The organism is Pseudoxanthomonas sp. PXM01, assembly GCF_014851815.1.
GTDB lineage: Bacteria > Pseudomonadota > Gammaproteobacteria > Xanthomonadales > Xanthomonadaceae > Pseudoxanthomonas_A.
Genome location: NZ_JACVAJ010000003.1, coordinates 145531 through 159497 on the forward strand (window position 1 = coordinate 145531; position 13967 = coordinate 159497).

Below are 13967 nucleotides of genomic sequence, written 5' to 3' on the forward strand. Positions count from 1 at the left end.
GCCCCGGAGCTTCATCACCGCTTCCGTCAGGCAATGCGCTTCGTCTTGTTGATGCTGGTCGCCCTGGCGGGCCACGCCGGTGGAGCGACGACGCTGGGACAGCGGGACATCGATACGCTGCATTCGGATATCCAGGCGATGACCGAGGCCTTCGAGCGCGGCGATGCCGAACCGATGATCCAGCGCACGCATCCGTCGCTCAAGGCGATGGTGGGTGGAGACGAGGCGTTCGCGGCGATGACGCGCAATGCCGTCGTCCAACTCGGTGCGATGGGTTTGACGTTCGTCAGTCAGGAGATCGGAGCGCCGACGCAGGTCTATGCGGCCGGTAAAGAGGAAGTCTGCTTCGTGCCGCGCATCTCGGTGATGGCGTTGCAGGGCAGGCAGATGAAGAGCATCGGCTACATGGTCGCCATCCGGCCCAAGGGGGGCGGCACGTGGACCTACCTCGACGGTGCCGGTCTCAGGACGCGCCCCGAACTGCTGTACCGGCTGCTGCCGGACCTCGAGCGCGACATTCCGCTGCCCACCAACACGCTGGAATAGCGGGCGGTCGTCGTCTGCATGAGCTTATGCGGGCCGCATGTTTGCGGTCCCGCCGCCAAGGGCGTATACCTGCTACTGCTGACTGGCAGTCCTCTCCGCCGCTTCCGCCGGCCGATCCCCTCCCTCTCGGCTTACCGACGCGATCACTCGCGTGCCGACGAGGTGTGTGTGGCCATGCTGCAAGTCTCCGCTCTCTCCCTTCCATCGTGGAATGCCGTGCCGTGTGCAAGGCTGGCGCCTGGCGTGCCATTGGTTTCCCTGTCTTCCAGGAGGACGCATGACGTTTGATGTCGGGATCGGCAAGTGCCGGTCGGTGCAATCGGATTCGGTGGACGTGTGGGTGGACGGCTCCATCGTCCGGCGGCTGGTGCCGGAGACCAAGTGGCAGCGTGACGGCATCAGCGTGCTGCAGGTGCCGGTGAAGCTGTGCAGTGCGCGCCACCGCGTGGCGGTGGGCGAAGAAGTGTTCCTGGATACCGCACTCATCAATGCCAACAGCGCGGGCAAGCTGGATGTGGACGGCAGCGGCGACTACGCCAAGACGCGCTTGGCGCTGCTGGTGCCCACCCTCGATGCCAACCCCGCGCCACCGCCGCCGTCGCGCAAGGCGAACTGGCGCTGAGCGACGGCTTCGCGCGGGCATGCTTCGCGCGGACGATCCTGCAAACGAAGAGAGCCCCTCGCGGGGCTCTCGTTCCTCAGGCGATGACGCGGATCAGTGCTTCTGGTCCTGGTTGCGGTTCTGATCCTGCTGCGGATCGCGCTGACGATCCTGGTCGTTCTGCTGGCCGGGATCCTTCGTCTGGGTCTGCTGCTTCTGCGGATCCTGGTCCTGCTGCGGATTGCGCTTCTGCTGCTGCGGATTCTGCTGATTCTGCGGGTTCGTATCGTTGCCCATCGGTGTTCCTCCAGCTCGACCACATGCCGAGGTGTGGCCACGCTGCGCCCTGCCGCGTGAGTGCAGTGTGCGGGTCTTCGTCGCGTGATGGTCATCTGCGTGAATCGTGTTAAGCGATAAGCGACATCGCGCGAAAACACACGAAACATCGCAGCCTCCGTCACACGACGAGCACGGCGCGTGTGTGAGGGTGAGGTCCGTCTTCGTGGGGTTTCGCCGTGAGCACACGTACTCCAGCACCGTTGCCCGAAGGATTCTCGTGGGACGTTGGCGACCGGCGCAGGACGCTGGTCTGTCGCGGCCGCCCCATCGTGGAGATCGGCCCGGAACGGCAAGGGTGGATCGCCCGCATCCTGATCAGCGGCAAGGGCGTTCGCCAGGACCAGGTGGCGGTGCGCTCACTCGACGCAGGCACGGGCTGGGCGACGCGCTGGATGCTGGAGCGCCAGACGGCGCTGATCCGTGCGGTGTCCGAACAGGCACCCGGCGCCTGACCCACGATCGCCCTGCCGTTCGTCGGCACGGCATCGATGGCACGCGTTGCGGAACACCACGCCGCGGGTCCGCTTTCTCCGACGTGCAGCAGACCCTCCGCCGGCCTCGCGCGTGCCGTCGCGGCGCCACCCCCGCTGTTCGCGTACGCGTGGATCGCGTTAAGGTGCGCCACGGGGAAAGGGGGCCACATGGAACATGCGTTTCGAGCGCGGTCGGTGACATCCTGTCGCGGTAAGTGGAGAACGGCGCGCGCGTTGGCGATGATCCTGGCGATGGTGCCGGGCGTCGCCATCGCCTGCGACCAGGCGACGCGGCTGGAAGGCGTGCTGTCCATTCCGCAATGCGATCCGGCAACCTCCACGAAGGGATGCATCCCGGGTGGCGAGGCCCTGTACCAGGCCGGCACCGCGTTCGACATTGCGGACGTATTCACCATCTCCCTGCAGACCAGTCCCTGGCGCATGTACGACGCCGAAGACCGCATCCTGACCGTGGACGAGGTGGCGGCACTGATCCGCGCGAAGCGGACCGACACGGATCGCGGGGTCTATCTTGCCGGTTCGTGGACGGCGGCCATGCCGGACGGTAGCGCCGCGACGCTAGCGCAGCGCCTGTCGAGCGCGCTGGACGGCTTTCCGGTCGACGGCAGCGACGGTTTCCTGTGGATGAGCGCCACCGGCGAGCTGCGCACAACGCACCAGGCGTTCTCGGTCTGGAAGACCGGGCCGTATGCCGTGGAGCGTGGCGCCGAGGTGCTGACGGCGTTGGTGCCCGGGTGGGCGGCCCAGTTCGAGGAGCGCTTCGCCGAGGAGGGCAATGCCATCGGCGTGGTGCGCGCGGGCCTGGGCTACGACGTCTTCATGCTGTGCCAGCCGAGCGCCCTCGCTGCGTTCGAGCGGGCGGGCGACATGGGCAACGCCATCGGCGCCTACAACGCAGGCCTCATGCACGCCGAGGCGGGCGACCGCGCGGCGGCGATCACGTGGCTGCAGAAGGCACAGGCGCTGGGAGACGGGAAGGCGGCGGCTGCGTTGTCCCGGCTGGATGCGCCGCCGGGCACGCAGGCGAAGTAAGCGCAGCACGACGGCAGGCATCGACAAGGGATGGGCATGAAGAACTACGCATTGACGGGTGTCGTGGCCATCGCGTTGCTGGCGGTCTGCGATACGCGCGCGGAGGACCGGCATGTCGGCATGTCCTTCTTCGATGCCGGCGGGCGGGAATACACCACACACGATTACCGGGCCGAGATGGCGCAGCGCTATCCGGGAGTGCGTCCGACCCTTTTCCTGATCGTCACGCACGACGACCGGACTCCGGAGTTCCGCAAGCAGATGGCGGTCCTCAATACGCTGGATGCGGAAGCGCTGCAGGTCGTGTTCGTCGTCGGCAATGCGTCCGCCGCCGCAAAGCAGGGCTACTGGCTGGAACCGGAGGACGCGGATGCGCTGCTGGAGGATGGAGGCAGCTTCAGGTTCATCGCGCTGGGTGACGAGGGCGAGGTCTGTTTGTCCAGCAGCACCGCAATGGAGAGAGCCGCCTTGGTGACTGCCCGCAACACGCTGCACCCGGCGTTCGCGCGCTGCGCACCGGCGAGCGACTGACGAGCATTCGAGACGCTCCGCCCCTGTCCTCATCCTGCTGGTGCACAATGCAGCGCCTTGAACAGATCCCGGTGCACCGATGGATATTGAAGCCATGTTGAGTTCCGTCCTCCGCGAGGCGGGCTACGGGCCGGACGCCGTCGGCTCGGCGATGCCGAGGATCCTGCGCATCCTGGAAGCCGAGGACGTGCGCATCGAGATGGGTCGCGCCCTGTCGCGCAAGGAGCGCGAGTACGTTCGCCTCCAGCTCGAACTGGGCCTCAGCGTGCGCGAAGTCGTTGCAGGCCTGAAGAAATAGCCGAGCCCATGGGCCGCCGCTACACGCTTTCTCTCGCCGACACAGCCGGGAACACCCCATGCATACGGTAAGGGGCACCTGCCACTGCAAGGCCGTCGAGTTCGAGGTCGACCTGATCGACGGCCACCAGAACATCCGCCGCTGCAACTGCTCGATGTGCAGCCGCCGCGGCGCCATCATGGCCGGCGTCACCCTCGACCGCCTGCGCATCACCCGCGGCGAGGACAAACTGAGCCTCTACCAGTGGAACACGAAGATCGCGAAACACTGGTTCTGCAGCGTGTGCGGCATCTACACCCATCACCAGCGCCGCAGCGTGCCTACCGAGTACGGCTACAACCTCGCCTGCATCGACGGTCTCGACCTCACCACGATCGGGGAGATCGGCGCCAGCAATGGTGCGGCGCAGACGCTGGTCCAGTCCTGATGTCATCTGTATGCGGTGTACTGAAAATGTCATCGTGTCGAGATGGAGAGCGTAGGTGAAGGAACCGGTGCTGATGGTGTGGGACTTCTACGACGGCGTCCGGTCCGGCATCGCGCAGTATCAAGGACAGCCGCATTACTTCGAATGTGGTTTCGACGAAGAGGAGGGCGAGCACACCGACGTCTTTGAACTCTGGCCCGTGGATGAGCCGATGATGGCGTTGGCCGCCGAACAATGGATGCTCTTTTGCGCGTGGGAACGGTGCTTCCGGGCAGGGGAAGTTCCGGCAGAGACGCATCCCGGTCATCGCGGACAGAATGCGCGCTACGACGAGATCGAGGACCGGATTAAAGACTTCCTCGACTCGCGCGTAGCGCCAGTTCATCGACTGCAAGCCACGTTCGAGCCGCGTGAGACCCAGCCAGAGAATTCAGTCGGTCCGTTCAAGGCGCTGGACGTCACCTGGCTCGACCTGGGGTGAACCAGCGCCTGCGCCGTACGTAATGCCCACCTAGCGAGCGGCTCACCCCACCTCCCGCTCCATCACCAGCTTCGCGCGCCTGTCCATGCGCACCGCGGCAGTCATCTCGGTCCTGCCGGTGACGCGGAACCCGAGTCGGGTGTACGCCTTCACCGCCCAGTCCGCGTGCGCCATCAGGTCGAGCCACAGATAGCGCGTACCGGCAGTCGTGGCCTCCGCCAGCGCGGCCTCGAACAACGCACCGCCGATGCCCTGGCCGCTGGCCGGCCCCAGCAGGTAGAAGCGCGTGATCTCCGCCCCGCCCTCGCGCTTCGATGCCGGACTGGGCACGCCCGTCACCAGCGTCAGGAAGCCCACCGGTGCGCCGTCGAGGGCCGCGATCCAGGTATGCGCATTGGCCGACTGCAGGCAGTCCGCAAATGCGTCGGCACGGAACGTCGCCAGCTTGTCGACCAGTCCGGCCGCATCCTCCCAGATGTCCGCATACGTGGCCGCGTAGGCTGCCGTACCGATCATCGACAGCAGGTCTGCATCCTGCCGCGTCGCCCGCCGTACCGTCACCCGTGCCTTTCGATCCGTCATGCGTCTACTCCAGGGTCGTGGCGTCCATGTCGCCGCTCGACAGGATCATCGTCGGGGCTGGCGTTGCGGGAGGTGAAGCCCGCGAACGGGCACGGGTCCACCAAGCGCTTGACTGCGCGTCGTCCAGAACGTCTCCTTGTCGGGTGAAGGCTCAAGGATGGTGCTTGAACATGCGAAGGTTCCTGGTGGTACTGCTTTGTCTGCTGCTGCTGGCATGTGAGCGTCGACCTCCCGTCGTCAACGATGCGCCAAGCGATGCGGTACACGTCACCATCCTCACGACCGGGCTGCCGCCAGAAGGAAAGGTCTCGGCCATCGCGCACTATCTGGTGGAGGACGACCGATGCCTTCCTGTGGATTACAGCAAGGCCATTGGTGGGACGAAGCCGGAGATAGCGCTGCAGCACGGGATTGCCGTCGAGCGGGTGGGTGACGGATCGTTCGTGTCGACGGCATACGGTGACCACTACGCGCCCACGGTGGTCAGGCGCGGCTACAGCGCCTGCATCTGGAGGCTGCAAAGCATCTCGGTCGGGTTCGACGTACGCAACGTATCTCGCGTGTCGTTCCTCAAAGAGAACGACATCGATTCGGGTGCCGCCAAGCATGAGGTCTGCCGTTTCCGCGATCCCGTACCGGCGTTCTGTCGTGCGGAACCCGAAGACGAGCCTCTTCATTCGGGTGTCCGCATTGTGATTCAAGCCAACCGTAACCCACCAGGCCGCCCTTCAGAGCGAGGTGCTGTCGGCCGGCAACCCGGCACCCGCCACGCATTCCCTGCGCTGAGTTTTCCGATCCTGCCGACGGACATACGAGACCGCTTATGCCGCCCCGTTTTCGCATTGTTGCCATCCTGCTGTTCGGACTGATGTCCCTCTCGGCCCACGCCGCCCAGGGCAAGCTCGGCTTCACCGTCGACGCGAAGTTCGACCGCAAGGTGCTGGATGCCGACATCAAGCACGTCGAGGTGACCGTGGTCGCACCCGCGTCGCCGGCGTCGCGGGCGGGCCTGCAGGTCGGCGACGTGGTGCAGCAGCTCAACGGCAGACCGCTGGTCGGCAGCTCCGCGCGCAAGTTCTTCGGCGACATGGGCAAGGTGAAGCCCGGCGACAAGGTGGCGCTGGTCGTGCTGCGCGCGGGCAAGCCGGTCGCGTTGGTGCTGGTGGCGGAGTAGCGCCGCGGTATGGCGCGGACGGGACCTGTGGACGCGCTCTTCCCACGTAAAGGTCCAACGACGGACGAAAACTGACAGCGTTGGCCTGAAAACACCCGTTCTTCGCACTAAGCGTCGACGTTCCCCGAAATACTTCCGGCGTTGGACAAAAACGGTCGATGACGCGCCGGCGGCCTCCCTCTGGTGGAGGATTCTCCAGGACAGGCCGTTCGGCCGTGCGGGTCCGCCGGCGAGGCTGATGAAGCCAGCGCGCATGAAGGTCGTCCGCTGCCGTGGCTGCCGGGATTCCGCTGCGGCCGGGTGCCGCCGCGGGATGGGAGGGGGTGCGGCTTGTGGGCCGTCGCGCCCGAACCTAAGATCGGACGGCGTCGTGGGGACGACGTACCGGGGGCATGCGATGGGCGTGCCGCACACCGGATCCATCTCCGGTGATCGGGACACAGGACATCACGAGGGGGAGTGCATGGAACTTGTCGGATTCATCATCGTTTTTCTCGTCTGCATGGGGATCGCCAAGGCGATCAACGCGATGCGTGGGCGGTTGACCGTCAATGGCGCGGGCATCTACCTGGGGCTGGCAGCCCTCTTTGTCGCCTGGAACGTATCCCTGGCGTGGGGGGCCGGGCTGCCGCCCTATGAGCTGGGCTACGCTTTCGGACGCAATGTCGGACCGGCCCTCATCGTGGGCGCCGTGGCTGCCTACTACTTTTTCAGCTTCAGGACGGAGAAGGCGCATCAGCGGCATGTGCAGAAGCTGCGCCAGGCGCGGGCTGAGGCCGATGCCGAACGTGGCGCCTGATCCTCGGACGGCGTCGCGTGCCCGGTGGCTTCCACGGGCCGTGCTCCTGCTGTTGCTCGCCGCCCTGTGCGGCTGCATGCCCTCGGTGTCGCGCGGTGAAGCGGAGGATCCGTCCGTGGACGATGAGGAGCGCGTGTACGTGGGACGGCTGGTCGAAGTCTCCGAGCGCAGGCTTGAACTCCGCACGCGTTCGTCGACGGTATCGATAAGCTTCGTGGGCGCTCCTGGGGCGCTGGCGCAGCTGGACCGCGTGGCGGTGGGCGACGAGGTGAGTGCCGTGTTCGGCAGTACGCCAGGTCCCGACGGACACGGAAACATCAGCAGGCTGCTGTCGATCCGGTACTGCGCGGAGGGAGATGCGCAGTGCGCTGCCGATCGCGGTATCCAGGAAGCGAGGGAGGCGGAGGAGGCGCGGGCACGCGATCTGGCCATGGAAGACATGGCGCGCTGCCGTGGTGCGATGGAGGCGACGCTTGGCCAGGACCCGCGCCACACGCCGAGCACCCAGGAGATCAACGCGCAGACCGCCAGGGCGTTGGCGCGCCAGCTCAACGCATTCACAGGGGCTTCCCGCGTGTGCGCGGACAAGGTCCTGGAGGATCAGCGCGACGCTGTCATGCAGGCTTGCGAGCTGCACCGCTGCGGCGGCGACATCGGAGGAGGCTGCGCGCACTACGCGGGATACGGCGTGACGGCCGCCACGCTCGCGCGGGCCGTGGCGAGTTGCAGCCCGTAGGCGGGGTCGACAGGCCCGGCAGAGCGCTGGCGATGGACGGCCGCCTTTTCTCTGCCACGCATGAGGTGGAGATGCCGGGATTCCGGTTCGCGGCATCCAGCCTATAGCGGGTAGGTCGTTGACTGGCTAGCGGCTTGGCTGCTTCCCGGTCTCCACCCACCCGGTCAGCACACGGAACGCATCGCGCACCTGCTCGCCAGAGAAGTTGCAGTGCCCGCCGGGCGCCGCCGGCAAGGTCAGCGGAGGCACGGCCGCACCCTGCGCGCGCTGCGCATAGACCGGGCGGAAGCGCGGGGCGATGGTCGGGTCGTCGGCATTGTCCAGCATCACCAGCGGCTTCTGCAGGCGGCCGGTCAGTGCGGGCGCCGAGATCGCGTAGTCCATCGCCTTCGCATCGCCCGCGTAGCGCGGCACGGCGGCGTTGAACGCGGCATCGTCGCCGAAGCCGGTATAGCGCACCGCCCGGTTGTCCACCGGCATGCCGCCGGCACGCGTCACCATGTCGCGGAATACCAGGTAGTGCAGGCCGATGATGCCGGGTAACGCGTTGGCGGGGACTTCCAGCTTGGCGGCGAGTGACTTCGCTGCGTCGGCATCGCGCGGCAGCGCCGCGAAGACGATGTCCATCACCTCGCCCTGTCCGAGCGTGGGCGAGGCGGGATCCGACAGGCGATGCGTCGTGGCACCGTCGCTTGGGGGGAACAACGCATCGAAGGCGGCCAGCGAGGTGAACAGCTCGTTCGCCAGCACGTCGCCCGGCAGGTTGGCGCCGCACAGCGACAGCGCGCCGTCGTAGTGCGCAGCCTGCTGCTCGATCGTGGCGATGGCGATGCCACCGCCCATCGACATGCCGACGAACCAGGTACGCTTGGGCTGACCATGCCGCTGCACGAAATGCGCGCGCAGGCGCTCGCTGTCGGCAACGCCATCGCGCACCGCCCAGCCCTGCGTGGCATAGCCGCTCTGCGCCACCGCGTAACCGCCGGAGGTGAACATCGGGGTCGCCGGATCGGCCGGCCAGGGCGTCTCGCGCGGCACGCCGACCGGTTCGAAGCCATGCGCCAGCACCACCAGTTCGCCGTTCCAGTCGGCCGGGATGTCGATGCGGTACGGCGCCCCGGCCAGCGTGCCGGTGTCTTCCACCGGCGGCGATACCGCAGTTGAGGCTTCCTGCGCGAACGCGGACGACACGGCGAAGTACAACGCGAACGACAGGCAGGTCAGGCGCATGGAATCTCCGTGAGAGCGATGCCGCGAGGGCAGTCAGTGGGCAAGCCTACCGCGAGGTGCGTGCGCACCATCCGTGGATCATCCCGGCCTGGTGGAAGCGCAGCGGCGGCAGGAAGCCGCCGGCTTCCGCCAGCGCGGCGACGCGGTCGGGCGGCAGGATGGCGACATCGCGCGCGTAGTTGGCGCGGATCTGCGCGAGCGCCTCGTCGTCGAGGCCGGCGCCGGACATGGTTTCCATCCACAGCTTCAGCATCGCCGGATAGTCGGCGGCCTCCGTGTTCCAGGCGAGATCGGCCCAGGCCAGGGTGCCGCCGGCGCGCAGGCGACGCGCGATGGACGCGAAGAACGCGGTGCGCACGGCGGGATCGAGCAGGAACTGCGAGACCAGCAGGCAGGTGGCACCGTCGAACGTCGCTACGTCCGGCAGCGTGTCGACCAGGTCGGCGTGGAAGGCGCAGCGGTCCGCGAAGCCTTCACGCTCGGCGCGCTCGCGGCAGGCGTCGATCATCTTCGTCGACGGGTCCAGCGCGAGGAAGGTCCAGCGCGGGAAGCGCCGCGCGAAGTGCGCGATCTCGGCGCCTGTGCCTGCGCCAACGCACAGCACGTGCGCGTCTTCCGGCAATCCGGCGAACACGGTCTCCATCAGGAACAGCAGGCTGTCGCGGATCGGCGCCATGCGCACCCAGCGCGCGTCGTAGCCGGCGGCCTGCTGGTCGAAGAGGGCATCGAGTTCGTGCTGCTGCATGGCGGTCTCCGCAGGGGTCTCATTCCACCCTACACGGCTCGTCAAGCCCGGCGCGGACGCCCGGCGTCACCACATCAGGTCGTCGGGTACCTTGAACTGTGCGTAGTAGTCGTCGTCCTCGGAGGTGCTGGCCGCGGCATCCGCCGGCTGGCCGTGGTCGAGCACGATCAGGCTGGCATCGCGTTCGCGCACCTTGTCGGCGGCCACGCGCGGCAGCAGTTCGTAGCGGTCGTTGAGATGGACGATGACCAGGGCACCGGCCACCAGCTTCTTCTTCAGCTCGTCGTTGACCAGCACGGTGCGGATGGCGCCGTCGGCGGTGAATCGGTACTCCACCTCGCCGGTGCGCGGCACCTTGCGGTCGCTGATGATCTGGCGCGCCTGCGCGCGCAGTTCGGCAGTGCGCGCCTGCGCCTTGCGCTCGGCCTCCAGCGCGCGGTCGCGCTCGGCCTTCTCGGCACGCGCGCGTTCGGCATCGCGCTGGATCTCGTTCGGCGCGGCGGGTCCCTTGCCGTGGCGCGCCTTGTTCTGCTCGCGCGCGACCTCGGCCAGCTTGGACTTCTTGACCAGTCCGGCCTTCAGCAGCTGCTCCTGAAGCGGATTTCCCTTTGCCATGGCGTACGTGCTTCGTGGTGATTTCGCGGCATCATACCCGCCCGCCACGCCGTCGACGCCCGCCCCGATGGATCCGCTGAAGTACCTCGCTGGTTACCCGCAGGACCTGCAGGCCCGCGTGCGCGCGCTGATCGCCGAGGACCGGCTGGGCCCCATGCTGGTGAAGAAGTACGCCCAGCCGCACACGGTGCGCAGCGACGGCCAGCTGTACGACTACGTGCAGGCGCTGAAGGAGCAATACCTGCGCCGCTCGGTGCCGCTGGGCAAGGTGGTGTACGACAGCACGCTGCAGGTGATGAAGCACGCGCTGGGAACGCACACCACGGTGTCGCGCGTGCAGGGCAGCCGGCTGAAAGCCAGCCGCGAGATCCGCATCGCCACGGTGTTCCGCGACGCCCCGGCCGAGTTCCTGAAGATGATCGCCGTGCACGAACTCGCGCACCTGAAGGAAGCCGACCACAACAAGGCCTTCTACCAGCTGTGCACGCACATGGAAGCGGACTACCACCAGCTGGAGTTCGATCTGCGGTTGTATCTGACGCAGTTGGATCTGGATGCGGGGAAGTAGGGTGGCCTGGCGCTGAACATGGAGGCGAGGCCCGTCTACCAACGTTACTCGGTCAGCGCTTCGCGCATTGCCGCACCAGCCATGCGCGCGCGGCCTGCAGTGGCTGGTCCGTGACCTCGTCAGGCAACACGGCGCCATGATGCACCGCTCCCTTGCGATCAAGGATGTACGCGGTGGTAAGCCCGACCATGCCGCCGTTCGCCAGCCGGATCGTCTGGTTCGCCGTCGTCAGGCCGCGCGTGGGTTGGCCGAAGAAGCGCACGTTGCTTTGGCCCTTGAAGCCGAGTGCAAGGATCTCACCGGAACTCATCGTGCCCGTTCCCAGGATGATCGCCACTTGAGGTGGTTTGCGCACCAGTACCGGCAGGTCCACGCGCGGGAACACACTGTCGCCCATCCGCAGCAGGCCGCCGTCGACATTGACGACTTGCCGTTCGTCGTGGCGTCCCTGGAAGGTTTCCAGCACACCATCGTCATCGAGGATAGCGTCGGCGGCCCGCAGCGGCGTCGCGACGAACAGCAACAGTATGGCGATCGCCAAGGAGGTGGCGTGACGAAACATCATGAGTGCAGTCCTTTGCGTGGCGGATTGATGGGGGATGACGCGACGTCGCCAACTGTCCTTCAAGGCAGCCGCTTGAACATCGTCGTCTGCGACATCGGCTGGCCATCCTTGCTGAAGAAGGCCTTGGTCTCGGTCAGCGTGGCGCCGTCGGCGCTCACCGAATAGATGCGCGTGGACGAGGGCGTGCCCTGGTAGGCCAGCTGCACCACCACCACGTTCGAGGCCGGCATCTTTGCGGTGCCGACGTCGGCCCAGTAACTACCGGTGACCCTGCCCGGCGTGCCATCCAGCGCCAACGTGGCGGCCGAATCCATCTTGCCGCCGTCGGGCGCGATGATCTCGATGTCGGTCTTCCACGTACCGGCGTCGGGTTGCGCGAACGTCAGCGTCACGCTCTTCGGGCGCGCGTCCGGCGGCATCGGCAGCGATGCGATATCGAGCGCCCAGCGACCAACCAGCGGCGAGGCGGCGAACACGGGGACGGCGTGCAGCAACAGAGCCGTCAGCAGCAGGGTAGACAGGGTCTTCATGGCGGCTCCCGTCAGGCGGACCGCGCGACCATGCCACCGTCGATGCAGACCTGTCCAGCCGAGGGACGTCGCGATGGTGGCAGTACTGGTGTCCAGCACTCGCCTGCCGGATGATGCGCATCGCCAGATGATGCAGGAGCGAGCGCCATGGAAGACGACAGGCCGTATGGGTACGAAGTCTCGCTGAAGATCGAGCATCCCTCGATGCATCCTGTTTTCGTGACCGCCGCATTGGCGATGGAGCCCAAGGTGGCGTGGGCGGTGGGGGAGCCACTGCGCGACCGGCATGGCACCGTCGTCCCGGGGGTGCGCGAACAGTCCTACTGGCTGCACAGCTTCGGCGAGGGAGACGACAACCTCACCTCATTCCTGCAAGAGATCGTGTCGCGCCTGGAGCCTCATGCGGCATTCTTCCACGAGCTGGGCGCCACGGGAGGAGGGTTGCAGCTGTTCGTCGGGTATTTCGTCAGCGCGCCGAACACGCATGTCGCCCTCGATCCCGACCTGATGGCGCGCTGCGCCGCGTTGGGCGCGCATCTCTACCTCGACATCTATGCCTGATCCGGGATCGCCCGCATGACGGACGTTCCGCCCTACAGCGCCCGGCTGATCGTGAAGCTGCCGAACACCGGCGCTTCCTGCTGGCCTTCGAACTCGCGGCTGCGGTAGTAGCGCGCCAGCGCGAACTTCCAGCGGCCCTTGGTGATCGCCAGGCCCGCGCCGACTTCGCCGACAAAGGCCTTCTTGTCCACGCTGTGGCTGTCCTTCCATGTATTGCCGTCCAGGGTGATGTCGCGCAGTACCCAGCGCGCATCGGTGGTCAGGAACAGATGGAAGCCGACCGGCCCGCCGGGCGAGCGGCTGCGCGTGGGCGCGGTGTTCTCGCCGGCCGGGCGCAGCGGTGTGCTGCCGAAGTCGTCGGGAAGATGGCGGCCGAAGCGCAGCTCGGCGCCGGCGTTCGCGTAGGTCGCCAGGTTGCCGAGGCTGCCGCCATAGTGGGTGATCGCGTCCCAGCCCCAGGTGCCCTTCTCTTCCGGCGAGAAGCGGCGCATGCGCTCGTGCACGATGCGGAACACCGGCTCGTCGCGCAGCTGGTTGTCCCAGCCCTGGAAGGGTTCGTCGCCGAGCATCTTGTGCACTTCGTTCTGCACCTGCTCCCCGCGCGCGGACGGACCGACGATGCCGAACTGCAGCTGCGTGGTGCGCAGGTGGTCGCCGCTGCGCGCGTTGTAACCCAAGCCGACCAGCAGTGCCGCCGCATACGGCCGATCGTCGACGATCAGGTCGCTGCGGGTGAAGTCGGTGGGGGTGAAGATGGCGTGCGCGAAGGTCGCCACCATGTTCTGCTGCTCGAACCCTTCCGGCGTCAGCGCGTTGAGATAGCCGTTCACCCAGCGCGCCAGCCGCGGCAGGCAGGGGTCGTCGGTGTAGTCGGTCAGGTTGGGCGAGACCAGCGTGAGCTGCACGCCGTTGCTGTAGCCCTGGTCCTGGTTGCCGAACAGGTCGTTGTCGACGCGGAAGTTGACGGTGGGCGGCAGGTCGGTGCGGCGGTCGCACTGGTCGGCGGCGAAGGCGCCGGTGGAAGCGAGAGCGGAGAGAGCGAGGAAGCGGCTTGCGATCCGTGCGCGCGAACTCATCAGGACACCTGGCCTGCGGACGTGGGGGTAGGAACAT

The 13967-nt window shown here is 67.0% G+C and carries 22 protein-coding genes; 14 read left to right on the forward strand and 8 right to left on the reverse strand.

Annotated features, from left to right (window positions below; all coding sequences use genetic code 11):
* Positions 1–33: 33 nt before the first annotated feature.
* Entirely contained in the window at positions 34–546 is a 513-nt protein-coding gene (locus IB230_RS17220) for a hypothetical protein (protein WP_192274100.1), read from the forward strand.
* Between the two features lie 277 nt (positions 547–823).
* Positions 824–1168, forward strand: a complete 345-nt coding sequence (locus tag IB230_RS17225) for a hypothetical protein (RefSeq protein ID WP_192274101.1) — start codon at positions 824–826, stop codon at positions 1166–1168.
* A gap of 93 nt (positions 1169–1261) precedes the next feature.
* Here the strand turns inward: IB230_RS17225 and IB230_RS17230 are convergent, their stop codons facing one another.
* Positions 1262–1444 carry a hypothetical protein gene (locus IB230_RS17230; protein ID WP_192274102.1) on the reverse strand — a complete coding sequence of 61 codons (183 nt, stop codon included), beginning with the start codon at positions 1442–1444 and terminating at the stop codon, positions 1262–1264.
* A 218-nt stretch (positions 1445–1662) separates the two neighbouring features.
* Between IB230_RS17230 and IB230_RS17235 the strand changes: the two genes are divergently transcribed.
* The 6 genes from IB230_RS17235 (at position 1663) to IB230_RS17260 (ending at position 4749) form a co-directional block, all read left to right on the forward strand.
* The gene (locus tag IB230_RS17235; protein WP_192274103.1) at positions 1663–1938 is read left to right on the forward strand and encodes a hypothetical protein; all 276 of its coding nucleotides are present in this window, start codon (positions 1663–1665) and stop codon (positions 1936–1938) included.
* Positions 1939–2193: 255 nt separating this feature from the next.
* The gene (locus IB230_RS17240; RefSeq protein WP_192274104.1) at positions 2194–3012 is read left to right on the forward strand and encodes a hypothetical protein; all 819 of its coding nucleotides are present in this window, start codon (positions 2194–2196) and stop codon (positions 3010–3012) included.
* 36 nt (positions 3013–3048) lie between these two features.
* Positions 3049–3543, forward strand: coding sequence for a hypothetical protein (locus tag IB230_RS17245; RefSeq protein WP_192274105.1), 495 nt, complete (start codon positions 3049–3051; stop codon positions 3541–3543).
* A gap of 94 nt (positions 3544–3637) precedes the next feature.
* Positions 3638–3841, forward strand: a complete 204-nt coding sequence (locus IB230_RS17250; protein ID WP_225589650.1) for a polyprenyl synthetase — start codon at positions 3638–3640, stop codon at positions 3839–3841.
* Positions 3842–3899: 58 nt separating this feature from the next.
* Positions 3900–4268 carry a GFA family protein gene (locus IB230_RS17255; protein ID WP_192274107.1) on the forward strand — a complete coding sequence of 123 codons (369 nt, stop codon included), beginning with the start codon at positions 3900–3902 and terminating at the stop codon, positions 4266–4268.
* Positions 4269–4323: 55 nt separating this feature from the next.
* Complete coding sequence (locus tag IB230_RS17260; protein WP_192274108.1) at positions 4324–4749, forward strand: hypothetical protein; 426 nt, start codon at positions 4324–4326, stop codon at positions 4747–4749.
* Positions 4750–4791: 42 nt separating this feature from the next.
* On the opposite strand, the gene IB230_RS17265 is transcribed toward IB230_RS17260, so the two are convergent.
* Entirely contained in the window at positions 4792–5331 is a 540-nt protein-coding gene (locus IB230_RS17265; RefSeq protein ID WP_192274109.1) for a GNAT family N-acetyltransferase, read from the reverse strand.
* A gap of 170 nt (positions 5332–5501) precedes the next feature.
* Between IB230_RS17265 and IB230_RS17270 the strand changes: the two genes are divergently transcribed.
* The 4 genes from IB230_RS17270 to IB230_RS17285 all read left to right on the forward strand — a co-directional run bounded on the left by IB230_RS17270 (position 5502) and on the right by IB230_RS17285 (position 8040).
* Positions 5502–6200 (forward strand): hypothetical protein, encoded by a 699-nt coding sequence (locus IB230_RS17270; protein ID WP_192274110.1) that lies wholly within the window; start codon positions 5502–5504, stop codon positions 6198–6200.
* Positions 6200–6505, forward strand: coding sequence for a PDZ domain-containing protein (locus tag IB230_RS17275; protein WP_192274111.1), 306 nt, complete (start codon positions 6200–6202; stop codon positions 6503–6505). Before IB230_RS17270 ends, IB230_RS17275 begins: the two co-directional genes overlap by 1 nt.
* 463 nt (positions 6506–6968) lie before the next feature.
* Positions 6969–7304, forward strand: a complete 336-nt coding sequence (locus IB230_RS17280) for a hypothetical protein (RefSeq protein WP_192274112.1) — start codon at positions 6969–6971, stop codon at positions 7302–7304.
* 40 nt (positions 7305–7344) lie between these two features.
* Positions 7345–8040, forward strand: coding sequence for a hypothetical protein (locus IB230_RS17285; protein ID WP_192274113.1), 696 nt, complete (start codon positions 7345–7347; stop codon positions 8038–8040).
* Positions 8041–8166: 126 nt separating this feature from the next.
* Here IB230_RS17285 and IB230_RS17290 read toward each other — a convergent pair whose 3' ends face one another.
* From IB230_RS17290 to IB230_RS17300, 3 genes are all read right to left on the reverse strand, one after another.
* A complete protein-coding gene (locus IB230_RS17290; protein ID WP_192274114.1) occupies positions 8167–9270 on the reverse strand; it encodes a hypothetical protein in 1104 nt (367 codons plus the stop codon).
* Between the two features lie 46 nt (positions 9271–9316).
* Positions 9317–10015, reverse strand: coding sequence for a class I SAM-dependent methyltransferase (locus IB230_RS17295; protein ID WP_192274115.1), 699 nt, complete (start codon positions 10013–10015; stop codon positions 9317–9319).
* Between the two features lie 66 nt (positions 10016–10081).
* Positions 10082–10630, reverse strand: coding sequence for a DUF2058 domain-containing protein (locus IB230_RS17300; RefSeq protein ID WP_192274116.1), 549 nt, complete (start codon positions 10628–10630; stop codon positions 10082–10084).
* 67 nt (positions 10631–10697) lie between these two features.
* On the opposite strand from IB230_RS17300, the gene IB230_RS17305 reads away from it, so the two are divergent.
* A complete protein-coding gene (locus IB230_RS17305; RefSeq protein WP_192274436.1) occupies positions 10698–11198 on the forward strand; it encodes a M48 family metallopeptidase in 501 nt (166 codons plus the stop codon).
* A gap of 52 nt (positions 11199–11250) precedes the next feature.
* Here the strand turns inward: IB230_RS17305 and IB230_RS17310 are convergent, their stop codons facing one another.
* Positions 11251–11763 (reverse strand): S41 family peptidase, encoded by a 513-nt coding sequence (locus IB230_RS17310; protein ID WP_192274117.1) that lies wholly within the window; start codon positions 11761–11763, stop codon positions 11251–11253.
* A 59-nt stretch (positions 11764–11822) separates the two neighbouring features.
* Complete coding sequence (locus tag IB230_RS17315) at positions 11823–12269, reverse strand: LuxR family transcriptional regulator (RefSeq protein ID WP_192274437.1); 447 nt, start codon at positions 12267–12269, stop codon at positions 11823–11825.
* 171 nt (positions 12270–12440) lie between these two features.
* Between IB230_RS17315 and IB230_RS17320 the strand changes: the two genes are divergently transcribed.
* The gene (locus IB230_RS17320) at positions 12441–12854 is read left to right on the forward strand and encodes a DUF4279 domain-containing protein (protein WP_192274118.1); all 414 of its coding nucleotides are present in this window, start codon (positions 12441–12443) and stop codon (positions 12852–12854) included.
* A gap of 32 nt (positions 12855–12886) precedes the next feature.
* On the opposite strand, the gene IB230_RS17325 is transcribed toward IB230_RS17320, so the two are convergent.
* Positions 12887–13933, reverse strand: coding sequence for a lipid A deacylase LpxR family protein (locus tag IB230_RS17325; protein ID WP_192274438.1), 1047 nt, complete (start codon positions 13931–13933; stop codon positions 12887–12889).
* Positions 13934–13967: the final 34 nt, after the last annotated feature.